A 14,513-nucleotide genomic window follows, 5' to 3' on the forward strand; every position below is an offset into this window, starting at 1 on the left:
TTTGGGGAAACGCCCCGGAGACCCGCGATGCCCGCCCTCAAACTGACCTGCCTGTCCTGCGGACAGGTGAACCGCCTGCCCGCCGAGCGCCTCGCCGAATCGCCGAAATGCGGCATCTGCGGCGCGGGGCTGATGGCCGCGAAGTCCCAGCCCGTCGATTTCGAGACCCTGCAGAAGGCCGCCCGCAATGACGAGGTGCCTCTGCTCGTCGATTTCTGGGCGCCCTGGTGCGGGCCCTGCCGGGCGATGGCGCTGGAATTCGAGAAGGCCGCGCAGCAGCTTCGGGGTCGCGTGCGGCTGGCCAAGATCGACACGCAGAGCCATCCGCAGGCGAGCCAGCGCTGGAACATCCGAGGCATTCCGGCCTTCATCCTGTTCTGTGGCGGCCGCGAGATCGCGCGCGAGGCCGGTGCCCGCCCCGCCGCCGAGCTGGTCCGATTTGCCGAAGCCGGCGCCCGCTTGCGAGCATCTTGACAATCCTGAAGCCGCAGTTCAATTAACCCGGCAGTGGGGCCGTAGCTCAGTTGGTAGAGCGCATCGTTCGCAATGATGAGGCCAGGGGTTCGATTCCCCTCGGCTCCACCAGGCACCTGTCTTCCGAAATTCAGTGTTTTATGGGGCGCCTGTCGCGCTGGTGTTTCCCACTTGGCGCGGACTCAGCATTTTTTTTTTTTGTAGAATCTCGAAAAGCGCCTTGCGGGTCCAGTCGCTGCACATGGTGGCTCGGATTCAGGGCGAACCGACCTGGCTCTGAGGGCGAGACCTTGCAGACGTAGTCGTATGGCTGCGCATGGCATTCGTCGTGGAAGCGCTGGAGGGTTGGCTTTCTGATCGTGCGGTTCATCCGCTCGACCTGCCTGCCACTCAGTGAAGCCGTCCCGCGGATTGTTTTCTGATCTTCGCTGCTCCGGGGCGGGGTCGCCTTTGTCAGCCGGAAATCTGTGCCGTGTTCACGGCATGCGCGCCCGAAGATGTGCCGTAGGCGCTGGGATCGACTCTTCGATTTGCGAATTGCATGTCATTGTCTGTCGGCACCGTGTGGATCGGATAGGGCACTGCCGCGATCAGATCGCGCAGGAACTGGGCCGAAGCCAGCTTGCCGGTCTCTCGAACAAGGCGAACGAAGGCAAACTTGCTGCTTCTGTCATTGGCGACGAAGAGATGGTGCTTCCCTTCGGCAGTCTGCACCTCGGCGAGATCGACATGGAAGAAGACATGAGGTTCCGATCGCTGTCTTGCTGCTCGGATGGCGTGCGTGGTCGTGGCGCTTCCGTGACGAACTTGTCCCATAGGGCATTCCTCCATCTCAAAGAATGGATCGCGCCATCAAACCGTGGGATCAGACACCTAGCAGGGGACACGCGTCAGAGGCAAAAACTCTGACGAGAAAAGCAGACCTATCTGGGGCTTTTCAGGGATGATTTGGTGGAGCCAAGGGGAGTCGAACCCCTGACCTCTTGAATGCCATTCAAGCGCTCTACCAACTGAGCTATGGCCCCACCGGAGGTCGGGACGGCGGCGCGCGCCATCCTTGCGGGCGTCGTATATTGGCGAGGTGGGCCGGGCGCAAGCGGAAAAAAACCTGCCGGTCGCATCCGCGCGGCAGCCCCGGCTCAGTGGCGGGGCGCCCTGGCCAAGGATCGCTCTTTCTTGATAAAGCTGTTGAGGCAATCAGGTCTCGCGATTACGCTGATTTTGCCCGGCCGGTTCCGGGGCGATCGATGAAAGGGTAGCCGATGATTGCAAGCTCTCGTCGCAGTATTCTGAAATTGGCGGCCATTGCCGGGGTTGCTCCCCTGGTGGGCGGCATGGCGCGTCTCGCCTTTGCGGGCGACCGCCCCTATGCTCCGGCGGAGACCGCTTGGCGCAGGTTCGAAACCCGCACCGTGATCAGCCTGCCGCAGGGCGACAGCCCGGCCCAGGTCTGGCTGCCCGTGCCTTCGCTGACGACCGATTACCAGCGCAGCCTTGAAGACCAGTGGTCGGGAAATGCCACCTCGGCCGAACTCGTCACCGATCCGGCCAGCGGGGCCAGATACCTCCATGCGACTTTCGAGGGCGGCGGCGCGCCCCGACTTGAACTTATCAGCAGCTTCGAGACCCGAAATCGGACCATCGACTGGTCCAGCCCAACCGAGATGCATGAGGACCCCGCGGTGCTTCAGGCGGCGCTGAAACCTTCGAGCTACAAGCCGCTCGACGGCATTGTCGCGGAGACGGCGCAGAAGATCACTGCCGGGGCCGACAGCGATGTCGACAAGGTCCGGGCGATCTATGCCTGGATCGTCTCGCATTGCTACCGCAACATGGACACGCCGGGCTGCGGCCCGGGCGACAATGTGGCCACGCTGACGACGGCTGGGCTGGGCGGGAAATGCGCCGATCTGAACGGGCTCTTTGTCGGGCTTGCACGAGCCTCGGGCGTTCCGGCGCGAGACGTGTTCGGTGTCCGCGTCGCGCCTTCGGCTTTCGGCTACAAGCAGCTTGGGGCCAACAGCCCCACCATTACGGGCGCCCAGCACTGCCGGGCCGAAGTCTGGCTGTCCGGCTTTGGCTGGGTCGCGATGGACCCGGCCGATGTCCTGAAGGTCATGCGCGCCGAATCCGAGAGCTGGATCAAGGACCCCTCGGACCCGCTGGTTGTCCAGGTCAATGCTGCTTTGTTTGGCAATTGGGAGGGGAACTGGGTCGGCTACAATACTGCCGAGGACCTGCATCTCTCTGGCCGCGCCGAAAGCCTCCCCTTCCTGATGTATCCGCAGGCGACCATCGGTGAGCGGCTGATCGATGAACTGGACGCGAAATCCTTCACTTACGAGATGACTGCCAGCGAGGCCTGAGCGCAGCAGTGGGGAATGCGAAGGGGCCGGATTGCCGGCCCTTTGGCTTTTGTATTCTCAGCGGCAAGTGGCAGGGTTGACGCCAATGCCCTGCAGCCCCCAATCGGTGATCTGGACCAGCAATTGCTGGCCCGCGGCATCGAAGGCCGGGATGAGGTCAGAGGTCCGCGTCGTGGGCGATGTAGCGGTCGTGCTGAATTTGCCACGCGCAATGACGCTTGCATCGGATTCGCGGACGAGCTGTGCATCGACCGACAGCCGGATGATCGCGCCCTTGCCGGATACCTCGGCATTGAAATCATTGATTTCGCTGATCAGGGCGTAATCACCGCCCAATCCCAGGGGCGCGCGCCCGACATGCGTAAAGACGTCATAGCTGCCAAAGCCGCGCACCAGAAGATTCTGCAGCGTGATCGGCACGGTGTCGCCCCATTGCGCGTCGGGCAGGTACTGGGTCTGCAAGGTCGAAGGCCGGATCATGATCCGTTCGGTATTCAGCGTGCCGCGGGCCTTGGGTTCCTCTATGACGAGTTCGGTCGTCCGGCCGCGCCCGCATGTTTTCGGGCCCCCCGCCAGAGGCCTGATTTCGAAGACTTCGAGTGACGGCCCGCCGGAAAGGTTGGTGATCGCCGCGCATCCCGGCAGCGCCGTCGTCAGGGCCAGGATGGTCGCGGAAAGCAATCGAGTCATGGCACCCTCAGCGGCGGAATTCGGGCGTGCGCGGCCCGGTGATGATCTGTGACGGGTTGCGGCGCAGCGCGTCGACGAGCTGGTTCACGCTTTGCACAAGCGTCCGCAGGTCGCGCGCCATCATCGTGAATTGCGGCAGGCCGTCACGAGTGAAAGCCTGCACCGGCGCGCGCGCGCTGTCCAGCATGGCGCGCATGCTTTCAAAGGCGCTGTCGGCGCTTTCGGCCGCGTCGCGCATCCGCGCCGTGATCTGGGGAACATCCTCGGTCACGCTGCCGATCGCTTCGTTGAACCTTGCCAGGGTAGCGCGCAGATCGGCGGCAACCGGGCCTACTTCGCTGTTGATCATCTTGTCAGCACCGTCAAAGGCCCGCTCGGCCGAGGCGAGCGTGCGGCCTCCGACATCCAGTGCGGTGTCGAGCCTGTCCATGCTGCTGCCGGCGCGCTCTGTCAGCTGGCTCAGGTCCGACTGGACCTGCCTGGCCGTCTGGTCGAGGCTTTGCGTCAGGCCACGAAGATCGCCCGAGACATATTCACGGACCTCGTCCAGGGCAGAAGTGCCTGCCTGCAGGGCCGCGTCGGCTTGAGTGGCCGTTTCGGCGAACTTGGTCAGGGCCCTGTCCGCATTGGCGAGCGTCGCCTCGGCCGCCGTGCCGATGCCCTGAAGGTCGCTGCCGAAAGTCGAGATATCGGTCGCGGCGGACGAAATGGCCTCGGTCGCGCGGGTCACGTCGGAAATCGCCTTGTCGAGATTGGCGCTTGAGCGTTCGACATTGTCGAGGATACGGACCACGCGCTGCTGGTTTTCTTCGCCCAGAAGTCGGCTCATCTGCTCGGCGACCTGGTTCAGCCGCGAAATCATCTCGGGCCCCTGATCGCTAAGCGTCTGCAGCGCCGATCGGTTGGCGGCGATCACGGGGATGCCCTCGGTGTTCACGCTGCGCAGCAAGGGCGCGACCGTGCTGCCCGAGGTGATTGCAAGGTTGTAGACGCCGGTGACGCCCTGGATCTCGATCGAGGCGCGGGAATCCGTGCGAATGGGCGTGTTCTCGTCGACTTCTATGCGAACCCGGACGGCCCCGTTCGGCCCGTCTGACAATTCCATGTCGACGACCGTGCCCACGATCAGACCGGCATAGGTCACCTGCGAGGTCACGCCAAGGCCGGACACCTCGGGAAAGAAGACGTCGTAATATGCGAATTGCCGGTCCAGCTCGATCTTGGCGAACCACATCAGGAAGGCCAGAAGTCCGAGAAACCCGGCAAGGGTGAAGGCGCCGATCAGGACGAAATTTGCCTTGGTCTCCATCCTCTCACTCTTTCAGGGCTGTTGCGGCCCGCGCGCGGGGCCCGTGGAAATATTCATGGACCCAAGGGTCGTCGACATCCAGCATCTGGGCCATCGTTCCCGTGGTCAGGACCCTGCCGCGGGCCAGAACCGCGACCCTGTCGCAACAGGCGTGCAGCGTGTCGAGGTCATGCGTGACCAGGAAGACCGAAAGATTCAGCGCATCGCGCAGTCCGACGATCAGGCGGTCGAAGGCCGAAGCTCCGATCGGGTCCAATCCCGCCGTCGGCTCGTCAAGGAACACGATTTCCGGGTCGAGCGCCAGGGCCCTTGCAAGCCCGGCGCGCTTCTTCATGCCCCCCGACAGGTCGGAAGGGTATTTCCCGTTGGCGCTCCATGGCAAGCCCGCCATCGACACTTTCAGTTCGGCCAGGCTCTGGCGTTGCGCCGGGGTGAGGCCGGGCACCGAGCGCAAGGGAACTTCGACATTCTCGCGTACGGTCAGGGCCGAAAACAGCGCCCCGTCCTGGAACATCACGCCCCAGCGTCGTTCCAGCGCCTCACGTGCGAGGGGTGCGAGTTGGCTGACATCCTGTCCCAGCACCCGAACCGTCCCGGCGGCTGGGCTGTTCAGCCCCACGATCGTGCGAAGCAGGACGGATTTCCCCGTGCCCGATCCCCCGACAACACCCAGGATCTCGCCTCGGCGCAGGTCGATGTCCAGTCCGTCATGGACGACATGGCTGCCAAACTGGGTGCGCAAACCGCGGACTTCAATGACGTTCTCGGTCACAATCCCACCTCGGCGAAGAAGACCGAAAAGAGCGCATCGATCACGATCACGGCAAAGATCGCGTTCACCACTGCGGTCGAAGTCTGCGCGCCAAGGGATTCCGCGTCCTTGCCGACTTTCATGCCGGCATGGCAGCCGATGACGCCGATGATCAGCGCGAAGACCGGCGCCTTGGTCAGGCCGACAAAGACGTGCTCGACGCTGGTATCCAAAAGCAGCCGGTAGCGGAACATCGAGGGCGATATACCCAGTTCGATCCAGGACATGACGGCCCCGCCGATCAGGCCGGACAGGTTGGCGATCAGGCCGAGGATCGGCAGCGTGACGATCAGCGCCAGCACACGGGGCAGGATCAGCACCATGTCAGGATCAAGGCCCAGAGTGCGCATGGCGTCGATTTCTTCGCGCATCTTCATCGAGCCTATCGAGGCGGTCAGGGCAGATGCGGTTCGCCCGGCCACGATGATCGCGGTCAGCAGGATGCCAAGTTCGCGCAGGATCGAGATCGCGATCAGGTCGATGACATAGATTTCGGCACCGAACTGGCTGAGCTGGGCCGCGCCCTGAAAGGCCAGCACGACACCGATCAGAAAGGACATCAGGGCCACGATGGGTACGGCCCTGAGCCCGGTTTCCTGACAGTGATGCACGAAGGAGGTCAGACGGAAATCGGATGGGTGCCGGATCGCGCGGCCAAGTGCTGCGAGGAACCGGCCCAGATACTCGGCAATCTCGCGCAGGAAGACCAGCGCGCGAATGACAGTGCGGCCAAGGGATTCCAGAAGCGCCCTGAACCCTTCCGCGCCCCGCCCCGTGTTTTCCCGCTGCGGAATGCTTGCGGCAACAGTCTCGACCAGCTTGGTCTGACTGTCGGACAGGCCCAGGATCTGCGCACCACCGTCGCGGCGCCCAGCCAGGAAGAGCGCCGCTGCAGTATCAAGCCGGGTCAGTCCGGACAGTTCGATACGCGTCGCGCTTGCGGCTTCGGCGGGCAGGTAGGGCAGGGTCCAGACAGTGAACTCTCCGCTCAGCCGCAACCCTTCGTCGCCGCTTGCGACGGTCAGCACATGCTCACTGGAGTGATCGTTCATCACCATACCCGCCGCGACGGTCCAAGCGCCAATTCATTGGGCGATTGTTCGGTATTGTCAAACAACTGTGCCATGGAAGCTAGCCGGTGCGGCCCTGCGACAAGCCACGCATCATGCGCACCGGCTCGGTCCTGGCAAGCCGAAGGACATGGGCCATATAGGGCTGCCCAAGGTCATCCTCGCGCACGGCGGCATAGAGCCTGCGCAGCATGCCTTGCTGTCCCAGCGGCAGAAGCGCAAGTTCGGGATCGCCCGCATGCGCCCGCAACACCCAGTCCGGCATGACGGCAACGCCCCGTCCCGAAGCAATGAGCATCAACGCGACGGCCGTCTGCTCGACCTGGCGGTGATGGGCCGGCTCGATCCCTGCCGGATCGAGAAATTGCGAATAGACATCGAGCCGGGCGCGATCCATCGGGTAGGTGATCAGCGTCTCGCCGGACAGATCCGCCGGTTCGGCATAGCCCTTGGCGACCAGCGGATGGTTCGCCGGCACGACCATCGTGGGAGCGTAGTCGAAGAGCGGCTGATACACCACGCCGGCCATCGTTTCGGGGTCGGACGAAATGACAAGATCGACCTGGCCGCGCACAAGGGCCGGCAGGGCCTTGAGTGCCAGGCTGGACCGGATGTCCAGATCCACCTCGGGCCAGGCGCGGCGGAAAAGGTCCAGCACCGGCAACAACCAGTCGAAGCAATGATGGCATTCCATCGCGACGTGCAGGCGGCCCGCCCGGCCCAGTTCGACCGCGCGGAATTCGGCCTCGGCCGAGTCGATCAGCGGCAGAACCTGTTCGGCGGTTCTCAAAAGGCGCATTCCTGCGGCGGAAAGCCTCAACGGCTTTGTCTTGCGCAGGAAAAGCTCGACCCCCGCCTGGTCCTCCAGCGCCTTGATCTGGTGGGAAAGTGCTGATTGAGTCAGATTGAGAACCTCTGCCGCACGGGCAAGCCCGCCTTGTTCATGAATGGCGCGCAGGCTGCGCAAGTGTCGGAGTTCGAGGTGCATCTTGAATGGATCTCATCACGATCTTGAAGATTATGAATTTGTCTCACGTCGCGCTGCATGTCACAAGTCCCGCCAGGAAAGGACCCCACCATGATCACGCCCGCCGTCAGCTTCGAATTCTTCCCGCCCCGGAACCTGGACCAGTCGTTCCGCCTGTGGGATACCGCCCGCGCGCTTGCGCCCTTGGGGCCGGATTTCGTCTCGGTGACCTATGGCGCGGGTGGCACGACCCGCCAGCTTACCCATGAGGCGGTGACGGCCCTGGCCAGCCATTACGGTCTGAATGTCGCCGCGCACCTGACCTGTGTCGACGCCACGCGCGAAGATACCATGCAGATCGTCGCGGATTACGCGGCAGCCGGTGTGCACGAGATCGTCGCCCTGCGCGGTGACGCGCCCCAGGGACAGGATCGCTTCACCGCCCATCCCGATGGCTTCGCGAACTCCGTTGATCTGATCGAGGCGATTGCTGCGCGCGGTGACATGACCGTTCGCTGCGGCGCCTATCCCGAGCCGCACCCGGAAAGCCCCGATACCTCCGCCGATGTGGCCTGGCTCAAGCGCAAGTCGGATGCGGGCGCGACAAGCGCCATCACGCAATTCTTCTTTGACGCGGACACATTCTTCCGCTTCCGCGATCAGTGCCACAAGGCCGGGGTCACGGCCGAAATCATTCCGGGCATCCTGCCGATCCAAAGCTGGGCGGGCGCGCGCCGCTTTGCCGAACGCTGCGGGACCTCGGTTCCGGCCTGGGCCGAGGAAGCCTTTGCCAATGCCGGCAAGGAAGGCGAGGCGCGCCTTGCCTTGGACGTTTGCGTCAAGCTGTGCGAACAGCTGGTCGCGGGCGGCGTCGACAAGCTGCATTTCTACACGCTGAACAAGCCCGAACTGGTTCTGAAGGTCTGCGGCGCGCTTGGCGTGACGCCGAAGGGCGAGATCCCGAACGCGGCCTGACGGTTCAGGCTGCGGTCGGGTCGGCCCCGTCCCCCTTGGGCAGGCGGATCTTGATCAGCCGTGGCCGCCGGGCCTTGGCGGCCGGGGCGAGATGTCCCGACAGAAGGGCCGGGCCCTCGTAGGGGCAGGCCACGGAAGGGTGCAGGGCCTCCGATGGGAGCGCGCCCGCTTGGCGCGGACCGCGCATCAGAAAAGCTTTTCCCCAGCTATGCCATGATCCCAGCCGAGGCGCATCCTGGTCGCAGGGGTGGTGACGGTGCCAGCCATGCGGCAGCGGCAAGCCCGCCTCGGCCGCCTGGGTCATCAGCCAGACCAGCGGCAGGTTCGCCAGGGGGCGAGCGAATTCATGCCCGCCAAGCTGGCCGCCAATATCGGCATGACAACCGCGGAACCAGATCTGTTCGACGCGCTGGTGGGAATGATGGCTCTCCCACAGGATCGGCTCGAACGCGGTCCGGGTTTCATCAAGCGCAAGGGCATGGACGCCTTGGTATACGTTCCGTGCCAGCCTGCCCTTGGAGTAATCGAAGCCCGGTTCGGACATTGCCCAAAGGAAGGGAAGCCGGATCCCCAGCGACATGACGGTGTCGAGAATGCCGACCATCCGGATGGGCACATGCGCGTGACGCAGGCGAAGGGGCAGTTCCTCGCCCGACTGATGGCGGTAGGCAAGCCAGGCGCGCTGGATATTCTCGGGGCTCGCCGCTTCGGGACGCAGCAGGCCGACGCGATCGACCATCTCGGCAAGCGCGCAAACGCCTATGCCACCGCGAGAATAACCGAAGAAATACAGTGGGTTTCCGGGTTGCCAATGCTGTGCAAGCCATGCATATGCGGCTTGGATGTTGTGGTCGAGCGTAAGGCCCGAAATAAGCTGCGGCAGCGTCTGCCATGCCGCCCATTGCTGTCCCGGCGCGTAATGCAACTGGACCTTGCTTGTCGTGGGGCCCATTTCGCCCGACAGCATGGCGTGAATTCGCGCGATGGAAGACCGCTTTCCCTCGGTGAGAGAGGCGAAGGTGCCGTCCATAAGCACCACCTGGCAAATTGATGCGTCACAGCTATCCATGGCTTCAAGGCTAGCACGGATTGGCGACGGCGAGATGGCGGGACTATGAAACTGTCCTAACAGACAGGTGCGCCATCTGCCCGAAGCCGTTGAACCGTGTATTCGTGACGGTGGAATATGCACCTGCGCCATGGAAGATCACGAAATCGCCTTCCTGCAGGTCCTCGGGCAGGGCCAACTGGCCGGGCAGGCGGTCAAGTGAGTCGCATGTCGGCCCGAAGACGACGCGGGGCAGGGGCGCACCGCTCCGGGGCGTTCCTTCCGGCGTCAGCACCTCAAGCCGACCCAGGTTTCCGATCTGTGGCAGTTCGGTCAGGCCGCCATAGACACCGTCGTTCAGAAAGATATCTGAGCCGCCGCGGAGCGCCTTGACGCGTGTAATCAGCGAAAAGGCATCCGCGCAAAGACCGCGACCGGGCTCGCAGACCAGCTGGGGCCGTTGCGCGCCGAATGCGGCGCTAGCCGTGCGGTCGATCATCTGGAAAATGGCTTCGAGGTCTGGCGCGGGGCCCGATGCGCGATGGGCCGGGAAGCCGCCGCCGACATTCAGCCGCCTCGCGACGACGCCGGCCAGATCGCAGATGCGGGCGGCCATGAAGATGTAGCTTTCCCAAGCCATGGGGTCGCTACATTGCGTCCCGGGATGGAATGTCAGCGACGGAATGTAGCCTCGTGCGGCCACTGCGCGCAGAAGTTCCGCGGCAAGTTCAGGTGATGCGCCGAACTTCGATCCGAAATCATAAGCCGCGCCCAGCACCGGCAGCTTGAATCGGGGCGAGATTTCGCAATCTTCGGCAGGGGCGCGGTCAAACAGTTTTTCAAGCTCGGAAAAACTGTCAACGGACCAGGCTTTGATCCCGGCCTCGACGGCATGGACGATTTCCATGCGGGAACGGACAGGATTGTGGTAATGGCGCGCCGCCTTGGGGGCGATGCGGCCGATCAGGTCGATTTCGAATGGCGAGGCGACGTCGAAGCCGCCAATCCCTGCGCGTGACAGCGTCCGGATGACGCGGGGGTCGGGATTGGCCTTCACGGCATAGGTTACCAGCCCGGGAAAGCCGCGCAGGAAACGTTCGGCATTGTCGCGCAGGATCTGCGGAGCGAATGCCATGACCGGGTTGTCCGGGGCGAGTTGCCGGATGATCGCGGCCGGATTATCCCACAGTGTCTTCGGGCCTCGGCCCTCGGTCAGTCCCATCGACGGCTCCCCTTGTTCCTGACGGCGGATGAAGCTCTTTCAATCAGTCTGCTCCCGACGCTCGTCGTTTGGATCGATGAAAAGGATGGATCTGACGAAAAAATCGGGTAAATCAACGAAGATGATGTCGATATGACAGGTGGAGACGTGGACGAGCTTGATCGGGGCATTCTTGCCCATCTCGCGCAGGATGCGCGCCAATCGGTGGCGGTGCTTGCCCGACGGCTGAAAGTCGCGCGCTCGACAGTGCAGGCGCGGTTGGAGCGGCTGGAAACTTCGGGGGCAATCGCAGGATATACACTGCGTCTGGGGGATGTGGCGCGGGAAAGCCGGATTCGCGCAACTTGCCTGCTGACGATCGAACCGCGCTCGCAACCGGCCATCCTGACACGGCTGCGCAGCATGCCTGAAGTCGAGCGGATCCACACCACGAGTGGCAGGGTCGATCTTTTGCTGCAATTGGCAGCCACATCAACCAGTCAGCTGGACGATGTGCTGGATCAGATCGGCAGTCTGACCGGGGTCAGGTCCAGCGAAAGCCTGATCCACCTGTCGACCAAGCTCGATCGCGCGACCTAGTCCAGTTCCGGCCGAAGCAGGGTGATGACCGTGTCGCCGTATTTGCGCTGATCTATTCTGTCGAAACCCGCGACTTGCGGGGGCGGGGCGGATTCTTCCCAGACGATCATGGCGCCGGGGGCGATCCAGCCGCCGGACAGCGCCGAGGCAAGGGCGATTTCTCCCAGGCCCTTGCCATAGGGCGGGTCGAGAAACACCAGATTGTAGGCCGGCCCGCGATTTTCGCCAAGCTTCGTGGCGTCGCGGCGCCAGACATCGGTCGTGCCCATGGCGCGGGCCTTTTCGATATTCTGGCGCAGCAGCGCGCGCGCCGTCACGCCGTCGTCGACGAAGGCCACGCGGGCGGCCCCGCGCGACAGGGCCTCCAGCCCCAGCGCCCCGGTGCCTGCGAACAGATCCAGCACCCGCGCATCGGGGATCGGATTTCCATGCGTGCCGTTGACCAGCAGGTTGAAGATCGATTCCCGAACGCGGTCGGTCGTCGGGCGCAGATGCGCCGCCCGGTCGCCTTCGCCAACCTCGGCCAACTTGAGCCCGCGCAGGTTGCCGCCGATGATCCGCATCACATCAACGCCTTCAGGTCGGCGGCCTCGGCCACCGCTTCGGGCGAGGGAGACTTGCCGCCCTCGATCAGACGCTTGCCGATCATGTAGGCGCGGGCGTCGTTCAGCGCGTCGACCGCGATCAGACGACCGTTGCGGTAATACCAGACCGATCCCCCATGCGTTCCTGTGCCGGGCCGGGTGACGACCCGGTCATAGCCTGCGTTCAGTCCGGCGATCTGCAGCTTCGCGTCGAACTGATCCGACCAGAACCAGGGTTTGGGCCTGTAGTCCATGTTCGCTTCCAGCATGTTCGCGGCGACGGCCTCGGCCATGTCGATCGCGTTGCCGACGCTTTCCAGCCGCATCCGCCCGTCAGGGCTGGGGAAGCTGGCGCAATCGCCTGCGGCCCAGATTGCGCCGTCCGAGCTGCGGCCCTGCGCGTCGGTGGCGATGCCGTTCTCGACCAGAAGCCCGGCAGCTTCGGCCAGTGCGGTTTCCGGGGCGACGCCGATCCCGCAGATCACCAGCTCGGCAGGAAGGTGGCGGCCGTCGGCAAGCGTGACGCCGTCGGCCATGCTTTCGCCGGTGATGCGCTCGATTCCCACGCCTTCGATGATCTGGACGCCGTGCGCGCTGTGCAGCGCGCGGATCATCGCGGCGGTCTCGGCTGCGGCGACGCGGCCCAGGATGCGCGGCGCAGCCTCGACAAGGGTCACGTCCAACCCCAGCTTGCGGGCAACCGCGGCGGCTTCAAGTCCGATATAGCCGCCACCGATCACAACAAGCCTGCGACCGGAGGTCAGTTCGGGTTTGACGCCGGCGATGTCGGCAAGGTTGCGCACGACATGGACGCCCGGCAGATGGCCGCCCATGGCCTGTGGCAGGCGCCGCGGAACCGCGCCCAACGTCAACGCCAGGGCGTCATAGGCATATTTGCCCTTGTCGGTCGTCACGGTCTTCGATGACCGATCGATGGCCGTCGCGCGCTCGCCCAGGCGCAGGGTGATGCCCTGCTCGCTCCACCATTCGGTGCCGCGCAGGGTCAGGCGGTCCAACCCCATCTCGCCCAGCAGGTAGGCCTTGGACAAAGGCGGTCGCTGATAGGGCGGCGCGGGCTCGTCGCCGATCACCGTGATCGGACCCTGATGTCCCAGCGCCCGCAGTTTCGCCGCCATCGAAGCAGCCGCCTGCCCCGCGCCAAGGATCACGATGTTCATTCTTCGCCCTTACTGGTCTGCCCAAGGCGCGCAGCCTATAGTCCCCCCCGCATTGATGCAATTCATGGAGAACGCGCATGTCCATTTCGAAAGGCGACAAGCTGCCCGCCGGCAAGCTGGTTAAACTTGGCGAGGCCGGCCCGGCCGAGGTCGATATCGCCGAGCTGTCGCAAGGCCGCGTGGCGATCTTTGCCGTTCCCGGCGCCTTCACCCCCACCTGCTCGAACAGCCACATGCCGAGCTTTGTGAAGAATGCCGACAAGTTCCGCGAAAAGGGTTTTGCACGCGTGGTCTGCGTGACGGTCAATGACCCCTTCGTCGCGGGTGCGTGGTCCAAGGCCACCGGCGCGGGCGAGGCCGGGATCGAGGTTCTGGCCGATGCCGACGGCAGCTACACCAAGGCGCTTGGCCTGAACATCGAAGGCGCAGGCTGGGTCAACGGACGTTCGAAGCGCTACGCCATGCTGGTCGAGGATGGCGTGGTAAGCGAACTTCAGGTCGAAGAGGCCCCCGGCACCTGCTCGGTGTCGTCGGGCGACTCGCTGCTGGATCTGGTCTGAGGCTTCAGGCTGAAATAGCTCGTGAATTCCTGTGCGGCGGCGACGCTGCCGTGCAGGGCAATGCGTCCCGCAGCGGCCAGCGCCGCTGGCGGCGGGCCGTAGACCGCGGCGGCCAGGTTGTTTCCGCTGCCCTCCAGGACGAAATCCGCCTGCGGTGACCGGACCGCACGGACGACCGGCCGTCCCGCGGCTGAAAGCGTCACTTCGAAGCCTTCAGAACCCGACAGGAAGCCGCCCCGCAGTTTCGAACCTGCTGCGCGGTCGCAATCGACCGTGGCCGAGATCGAGATCATCAGCGCCGATATGCTGATGAAGCGGGACGGATCATGTCCCGGCAGCATCATCGCCCAGCGACAAAGCTCGGTCAGCATCGGGTGCAGCGCCCGCCCCAGTTCCGTCAGCGCGTAGATCCCAAGCACCTCGTCATGCTGAACGATGCCCGCCTGCCCGAGCTGGCCAAGTCTTTGGGTCAGCACGCTCGCGGTCACGCCGGGGATGCCCGCGCGGATCATCTGGAAGCGTTTGGGCGCGAACATCAATTCCCGCACGACAAGCAGCGCCCAGCGATCGCCCATGGCATTGAGTGCATGGGCGCCAAGGCACCCTTCGTCATATCGAATTCTCGGAGTCGGCCCGGCGTCTTTCATGTTTTCATATTAACAGTTGCTTTTTACAACTTC

General features: G+C 64.1%; 16 protein-coding genes and 2 tRNA genes. 6 read left to right on the plus strand and 12 right to left on the minus strand.

Features of this window, described 5'->3' with window-relative positions; translation table 11 throughout:
- Positions 1 to 27: 27 nt before the first annotated feature.
- Together RGQ15_RS05320 and RGQ15_RS05325 are read left to right on the plus strand one after the other, a co-directional pair.
- Positions 28 to 474 (plus strand): thioredoxin family protein, encoded by a 447-nt coding sequence (locus tag RGQ15_RS05320; protein WP_311159186.1) that lies wholly within the window; start codon positions 28 to 30, stop codon positions 472 to 474.
- A gap of 35 nt (positions 475 to 509) precedes the next feature.
- Positions 510 to 585: transfer RNA gene (locus RGQ15_RS05325), tRNA-Ala, on the plus strand.
- 342 nt (positions 586 to 927) lie between these two features.
- Here RGQ15_RS05325 and RGQ15_RS05330 read toward each other — a convergent pair.
- A complete protein-coding gene (locus RGQ15_RS05330; RefSeq protein ID WP_311159187.1) occupies positions 928 to 1,290 on the minus strand; it encodes a hypothetical protein in 363 nt (120 codons plus the stop codon).
- A gap of 133 nt (positions 1,291 to 1,423) precedes the next feature.
- A tRNA-Ala gene (locus RGQ15_RS05335) sits at positions 1,424 to 1,499 on the minus strand.
- Between the two features lie 237 nt (positions 1,500 to 1,736).
- Between RGQ15_RS05335 and RGQ15_RS05340 the strand changes: the two genes are divergently transcribed.
- Positions 1,737 to 2,840 carry a transglutaminase-like domain-containing protein gene (locus RGQ15_RS05340; RefSeq protein WP_311159188.1) on the plus strand — a complete coding sequence of 368 codons (1,104 nt, stop codon included), beginning with the start codon at positions 1,737 to 1,739 and terminating at the stop codon, positions 2,838 to 2,840.
- Positions 2,841 to 2,897: 57 nt separating this feature from the next.
- Here the strand turns inward: RGQ15_RS05340 and RGQ15_RS05345 are convergent, their stop codons facing one another.
- The 5 genes from RGQ15_RS05345 to RGQ15_RS05365 form a co-directional block, all read right to left on the minus strand.
- Entirely contained in the window at positions 2,898 to 3,530 is a 633-nt protein-coding gene (locus RGQ15_RS05345; protein WP_311159189.1) for an ABC-type transport auxiliary lipoprotein family protein, read from the minus strand.
- Between the two features lie 7 nt (positions 3,531 to 3,537).
- Positions 3,538 to 4,839: an MlaD family protein gene (locus RGQ15_RS05350; RefSeq protein WP_311159190.1), complete on the minus strand. Its 1,302-nt coding sequence runs from the start codon at positions 4,837 to 4,839 to the stop codon at positions 3,538 to 3,540.
- A gap of 4 nt (positions 4,840 to 4,843) precedes the next feature.
- Positions 4,844 to 5,614 carry an ABC transporter ATP-binding protein gene (locus RGQ15_RS05355; RefSeq protein ID WP_311161037.1) on the minus strand — a complete coding sequence of 257 codons (771 nt, stop codon included), beginning with the start codon at positions 5,612 to 5,614 and terminating at the stop codon, positions 4,844 to 4,846.
- The gene (locus RGQ15_RS05360) at positions 5,608 to 6,702 is read right to left on the minus strand and encodes an MlaE family ABC transporter permease (RefSeq protein WP_311159191.1); all 1,095 of its coding nucleotides are present in this window, start codon (positions 6,700 to 6,702) and stop codon (positions 5,608 to 5,610) included. The genes RGQ15_RS05355 and RGQ15_RS05360 overlap by 7 nt, the downstream gene beginning before the upstream one ends.
- Before the next feature lie 79 nt (positions 6,703 to 6,781).
- A complete protein-coding gene (locus RGQ15_RS05365; protein ID WP_311159192.1) occupies positions 6,782 to 7,708 on the minus strand; it encodes a LysR family transcriptional regulator in 927 nt (308 codons plus the stop codon).
- Positions 7,709 to 7,798: 90 nt separating this feature from the next.
- Between RGQ15_RS05365 and metF the strand changes: the two genes are divergently transcribed.
- A complete protein-coding gene (gene metF, locus RGQ15_RS05370) occupies positions 7,799 to 8,662 on the plus strand; it encodes a methylenetetrahydrofolate reductase [NAD(P)H] (protein WP_311159193.1) in 864 nt (287 codons plus the stop codon).
- Positions 8,663 to 8,666: 4 nt separating this feature from the next.
- Here metF and RGQ15_RS05375 read toward each other — a convergent pair whose 3' ends face one another.
- Entirely contained in the window at positions 8,667 to 9,692 is a 1,026-nt protein-coding gene (locus RGQ15_RS05375; protein WP_311159194.1) for a DUF2235 domain-containing protein, read from the minus strand.
- Between the two features lie 82 nt (positions 9,693 to 9,774).
- Positions 9,775 to 10,932, minus strand: a complete 1,158-nt coding sequence (locus RGQ15_RS05380) for a type III PLP-dependent enzyme (RefSeq protein ID WP_311159195.1) — start codon at positions 10,930 to 10,932, stop codon at positions 9,775 to 9,777.
- A 147-nt stretch (positions 10,933 to 11,079) separates the two neighbouring features.
- Here RGQ15_RS05380 and RGQ15_RS05385 point away from each other — a divergent pair, with 147 nt between their 5' ends.
- Positions 11,080 to 11,511, plus strand: coding sequence for an Lrp/AsnC family transcriptional regulator (locus tag RGQ15_RS05385; RefSeq protein ID WP_311161038.1), 432 nt, complete (start codon positions 11,080 to 11,082; stop codon positions 11,509 to 11,511).
- Here RGQ15_RS05385 and rsmD read toward each other — a convergent pair.
- Both rsmD and RGQ15_RS05395 read right to left on the minus strand, forming a co-directional pair.
- Entirely contained in the window at positions 11,508 to 12,074 is a 567-nt protein-coding gene (rsmD, locus tag RGQ15_RS05390; RefSeq protein WP_311159196.1) for a 16S rRNA (guanine(966)-N(2))-methyltransferase RsmD, read from the minus strand. The genes RGQ15_RS05385 and rsmD overlap by 4 nt on opposite strands.
- The gene (locus tag RGQ15_RS05395) at positions 12,074 to 13,273 is read right to left on the minus strand and encodes an NAD(P)/FAD-dependent oxidoreductase (protein ID WP_311159197.1); all 1,200 of its coding nucleotides are present in this window, start codon (positions 13,271 to 13,273) and stop codon (positions 12,074 to 12,076) included. Before RGQ15_RS05395 ends, rsmD begins: the two co-directional genes overlap by 1 nt.
- A gap of 77 nt (positions 13,274 to 13,350) precedes the next feature.
- On the opposite strand from RGQ15_RS05395, the gene RGQ15_RS05400 reads away from it, so the two are divergent.
- Positions 13,351 to 13,833 (plus strand): peroxiredoxin, encoded by a 483-nt coding sequence (locus RGQ15_RS05400; RefSeq protein WP_311159198.1) that lies wholly within the window; start codon positions 13,351 to 13,353, stop codon positions 13,831 to 13,833.
- Here RGQ15_RS05400 and RGQ15_RS05405 read toward each other — a convergent pair.
- Positions 13,767 to 14,480: a winged helix-turn-helix transcriptional regulator gene (locus tag RGQ15_RS05405; protein ID WP_311159199.1), complete on the minus strand. Its 714-nt coding sequence runs from the start codon at positions 14,478 to 14,480 to the stop codon at positions 13,767 to 13,769. The genes RGQ15_RS05400 and RGQ15_RS05405 overlap by 67 nt on opposite strands.
- Positions 14,481 to 14,513: the final 33 nt, after the last annotated feature.

It is taken from the genome of Paracoccus sp. MBLB3053 (assembly GCF_031822435.1).
Taxonomy (GTDB): domain Bacteria; phylum Pseudomonadota; class Alphaproteobacteria; order Rhodobacterales; family Rhodobacteraceae; genus Paracoccus; species Paracoccus aurantius.

Coding starts and splice junctions, on each gene's coding strand:
- RGQ15_RS05320 (WP_311159186.1), top strand. CDS start 28: ATGCCCGCCCTCAAACTGACCTGCCTGTCCTGCGGACAGGTGAACCGC.
- RGQ15_RS05330 (WP_311159187.1), bottom strand. CDS start 1,290: ATGGGACAAGTTCGTCACGGAAGCGCCACGACCACGCACGCCATCCGA.
- RGQ15_RS05340 (WP_311159188.1), top strand. CDS start 1,737: ATGATTGCAAGCTCTCGTCGCAGTATTCTGAAATTGGCGGCCATTGCC.
- RGQ15_RS05345 (WP_311159189.1), bottom strand. CDS start 3,530: ATGACTCGATTGCTTTCCGCGACCATCCTGGCCCTGACGACGGCGCTG.
- RGQ15_RS05350 (WP_311159190.1), bottom strand. CDS start 4,839: ATGGAGACCAAGGCAAATTTCGTCCTGATCGGCGCCTTCACCCTTGCC.
- RGQ15_RS05360 (WP_311159191.1), bottom strand. CDS start 6,702: ATGAACGATCACTCCAGTGAGCATGTGCTGACCGTCGCAAGCGGCGAC.
- RGQ15_RS05365 (WP_311159192.1), bottom strand. CDS start 7,708: ATGCACCTCGAACTCCGACACTTGCGCAGCCTGCGCGCCATTCATGAA.
- metF (WP_311159193.1), top strand. CDS start 7,799: ATGATCACGCCCGCCGTCAGCTTCGAATTCTTCCCGCCCCGGAACCTG.
- RGQ15_RS05375 (WP_311159194.1), bottom strand. CDS start 9,692: ATGGACGGCACCTTCGCCTCTCTCACCGAGGGAAAGCGGTCTTCCATC.
- RGQ15_RS05380 (WP_311159195.1), bottom strand. CDS start 10,932: ATGGGACTGACCGAGGGCCGAGGCCCGAAGACACTGTGGGATAATCCG.
- rsmD (WP_311159196.1), bottom strand. CDS start 12,074: ATGCGGATCATCGGCGGCAACCTGCGCGGGCTCAAGTTGGCCGAGGTT.
- RGQ15_RS05395 (WP_311159197.1), bottom strand. CDS start 13,273: ATGAACATCGTGATCCTTGGCGCGGGGCAGGCGGCTGCTTCGATGGCG.
- RGQ15_RS05400 (WP_311159198.1), top strand. CDS start 13,351: ATGTCCATTTCGAAAGGCGACAAGCTGCCCGCCGGCAAGCTGGTTAAA.
- RGQ15_RS05405 (WP_311159199.1), bottom strand. CDS start 14,480: ATGAAAGACGCCGGGCCGACTCCGAGAATTCGATATGACGAAGGGTGC.